Annotated in this window: 3 protein-coding genes; all 3 read left to right on the forward strand. The window is 45.0% G+C overall.

Annotated features, from left to right (window positions below; translation table 11 throughout):
* Positions 1-631: 631 nt before the first annotated feature.
* Genes H6A34_RS13895 through H6A34_RS13905 form a run of 3 tightly spaced genes read left to right on the forward strand, consistent with a single transcriptional unit; the run spans position 632 to position 3,519 of the window.
* On the forward strand, positions 632-2,077 hold the full coding sequence (locus tag H6A34_RS13895; RefSeq protein ID WP_205106001.1) for a BamI family beta-barrel-assembly machinery protein: 1,446 nt from the start codon (positions 632-634) through the stop codon (positions 2,075-2,077).
* A gap of 28 nt (positions 2,078-2,105) precedes the next feature.
* The gene (gene porG, locus H6A34_RS13900) at positions 2,106-2,786 is read left to right on the forward strand and encodes a type IX secretion system protein PorG (RefSeq protein WP_205106002.1); all 681 of its coding nucleotides are present in this window, start codon (positions 2,106-2,108) and stop codon (positions 2,784-2,786) included.
* Positions 2,779-3,519, forward strand: coding sequence for an isoprenyl transferase (locus H6A34_RS13905; protein WP_021947536.1), 741 nt, complete (start codon positions 2,779-2,781; stop codon positions 3,517-3,519). Before porG ends, H6A34_RS13905 begins: the two co-directional genes overlap by 8 nt.
* The last annotated feature ends 128 nt before the right edge of the window (positions 3,520-3,647 follow it).

Here is a 3,647-nt window from a genome sequence, read left to right on the forward strand (position 1 = left end):
TTCTATTATATTTGCATCAGTCATGGGAATGGATATTTTTATGTAACTTATTGATTGTCAACTATAAAGGTACTAAAGATATCTCATTCCCACAACTTTTTCAATCGTTTTCTTATACCGAACTCACGTTAAAAACGGCTTAAAAATTTGCTATATTTCCAAAGATTATTTGATTTATGTCAAATATTTGTTTATAAAAAGCAAAAAACAAAGTAAAATGTTGCGGGTTTATAGACAAATTACTATATTTGCACCCGTGTTCGTGAGAATACTTTTTCATAGGTTAGTAGTTTGATAGATTTTAAGGTAAAGATTATGTTATTAGATTTTGAAACAATAATGATGCCGGTGTTAGTTGCCGTAATGACAGTTTTTTTAGCATCATTACTTTAGTTAACACCGACAGACGTTAAGCAATGGAGGCAGGCATGAGCGATTCATCCCTGCCTTTTTTATTGCCTTACGCCGACGTCCGGAAAGCCTTGCGGGTAAACATAAAAAGCTTTTAAAAATCCTTTTATGTATATAAAAAAGTCCAATTTCTTGGTAATTTGGATAATAAAGGGTGTAAAAGGCGTTCTATTTGAGGAATTCTGATTAAATTTGCAGCTAAAAATAAACATTATAAAGAATGAGAAGGATTGCCCGACTATTCGTCATCCTGTTTTCGGCAGCGGTTTTAGCCACATCATGCCTGAGCGATGACAACGCAACCGACATAACTTATTATAGCGACACAGCGATAACATCGTTCTCTCTGGGAACACTGAACCGCACCATGTGGACAAAGTCTTCGACCGGTGAAGACAGCTCTTACGTCACAGAAGTGGATGGAAGCGTATATAAATTCTATATAGACCAGCTGAAACGAGAAATATACAATCCCGACTCCTTGCCGGTAAGAACGGATGCTGCCCACGTATTATGTAACGTAAGCAGCAAGAATTCAGGTTTTATAATCCTTGCCTACAAGGATTCGGAAGACAATGACTCGCTCGTATATTTCAACAGCAGCGACTCGCTTGATTTTACGGAACCAATCGAATTCCGTATCTATGCCAATGACGGAATCGCTTACCGTGCTTATAAGGTAAGCGTTAACGTACATAAGGAAGACCCGGACTCGATCAACTGGTACAACGCTGGCTCCAACCCTGCATTCACGTCGATGGCGGCAATGAAGTCGGTGGCTTTCAGGGACAGGCTGTTTGTCTTTGGAACGGACCGTTCGAATACATCTGTATATAGCGCAAGTCTTGATGCTCCCGGTACATGGACGGAACTTTCCACGGATAATGGAGCCACGTTTGATGCCAATGCGTACGCAAGCGTTGTAGCAAAAGGCGACAGCCTTTACATAATCAGCGGCGGCCGTATGATGCGTTCGTACGACGGAAATAATTGGACATCTTATGATATTCAGGGCAACACGGCGCCAATAAAGCTTATCGCGGCCGGTCGCAGCAGGCTGTACGGAATAGACGCATCGGGACAGATTGTAAGTTCGGAATACTCAAACCACGCTTGGACGGTAGACGCTATCAGCGGAGACGTGAGCATGCTGCCGGATGAAAATATCGGTTACGGTAGTTTCGCGCTTACGACCGACGATACGTCAGAGCGTATAATCATAGCCGGAAACCGCAGCCTTTCTTCCAATCCGGAGGATTCGGTCGCTATGGTATGGAGCAAGATTGAGGAGTATTCGACTAATTCGGAGCGCCATTCGTGGATGTTCTGCAATGAAGATAATGGTTACAATCTGCCACGGTTGGCCAATCTCAAGATGTTGGCATACGGTGACGTGCTGATAGCTCTCGGCGGACAAGGTGAGGGAACAAGTACGGCTGAGGCGTTCTCCGCGTTCTACGTTAGTGAGGACAATGGCCTTACATGGCATGACGATGATAAATATTATATGCCTGAGGGATTCGATAATGCCGAAAGCGACGTGTTCACAATGACAGTAGACGAAAACAACTATCTTTGGATAGTGTGTGGAGGAACCGGAACAGTATGGCGCGGCAGGGTCAACCGCTTGGGATGGGAGGAAAACCAGACGTCGTTTACGGAGTAAGAACAGCTGAACATATACCCTTGTAGTGATGAGAACCATTCTGCTTATCGCCTTTTTCACGCTCGTATCACTCGGCGCAAAAGCCCAGGATGATTATGAGTATAAGATGGAAATAGGCGTTGGCGCGGGTATGGTGAGCTATGAGGGCGACTTCAACGGTAGCATTGTAAAGAATATGCAGCCGTCAGCCTCATTGATATTGAGGCGCATCTTCAATCCTTACATGGGGGTGAAACTTGACGTTATGTACGGAAAGTTGAAAGGAAGTTCGGCTGACGTGAAGACATATTACCCTGGGTATGACGATAATCCGATAGAGTTCAGCAATACGTTGCTTGATGCAGGCCTTACGTTCGAATATAATTTCTGGCCTTATGGGACAGGACGGGAATACCGTGGAGCTAAAAGGCTCACGCCTTTCGTATTCCTCGGCATTGGCGCGACATACGTAACCGGAGGAGGTGAAAACGCTTTTACGGCCAATGTTCCGATAGGTCTTGGCGTTAAATATAAAATAGGTAAACGGCTAAATCTCGGTCTGGAGTGGGCCATGCACTTCTCTTTAAGCGATAAGCTTGATGGAGTGGAAGACCCGTACGGTATCGAGAGTTCTGGCGTTTTCAAGAATACCGATTGCTATTCGGCGCTGAAACTCACGCTTACATATAGTTTCATGCCCAAATGTAAAATATGCAACAAGGATGATTGATACAAGAATCGACATGAACCGCATACCCCGTCATATCGCCATAATAATGGACGGGAACGGCCGCTGGGCGATGGAGCGCGGCAAGGAACGCAGCTACGGTCATCAGGCCGGGGTTGAGTCTGTACGTAAAATAACGTCAGAGTGTACAAGATTGGGAGTTGAATACCTTACTTTATATACGTTCTCGACGGAAAACTGGAATCGTCCGGCAGATGAGGTTGCGGCACTTATGGGGCTTGTGCTGTCTTCACTTGAAGATGAAATCTTCATGAAGAATAATGTCCGTTTTCGAGTAATTGGCGATATAGGGCGCCTTCCTGAGGCAGTCAGGGCCAAATTGCATGAAACGATGGACCACACGAAAGACAACACGGCTATGACTATGGTTGTGGCGTTGAGCTATTCGTCGAAGTGGGAAATAACGCAGGCTGTCAGGCAAATAGCGGCGGAAGTACAGCAAGGCAAGCTCAATGTAGACGGCATTGACGAGAATTTAGTGTCCTCACACATGCAGACGAAATTCATGCCCGACCCTGACTTGCTGATCCGTACGGGCGGAGAGGTGCGTATTTCTAATTATCTGTTGTGGCAGATAGCTTATTCCGAACTTTATTTTTGTGATACATATTGGCCTGATTTTGACGAGAACTGCCTGCACGAGGCTATCGCCAGCTATCAGAACAGGCAACGACGTTTCGGCAAAACGGAAGCGCAAGTTGAAAACAATGATTAATCAAGACAACAAACAGACAAGATGAACAGAATAAAAGGGTGCGTAATGCTGCTCGTGGCGTTGTTTTTCTGTATTGGAACGACGGCGCAGGAAAAGATAGTAAACCCAGACATCTCGTATGCCGGAAC

Source organism: Marseilla massiliensis (assembly GCF_016899855.1).
Lineage (GTDB): Bacteria > Bacteroidota > Bacteroidia > Bacteroidales > Bacteroidaceae > Prevotella.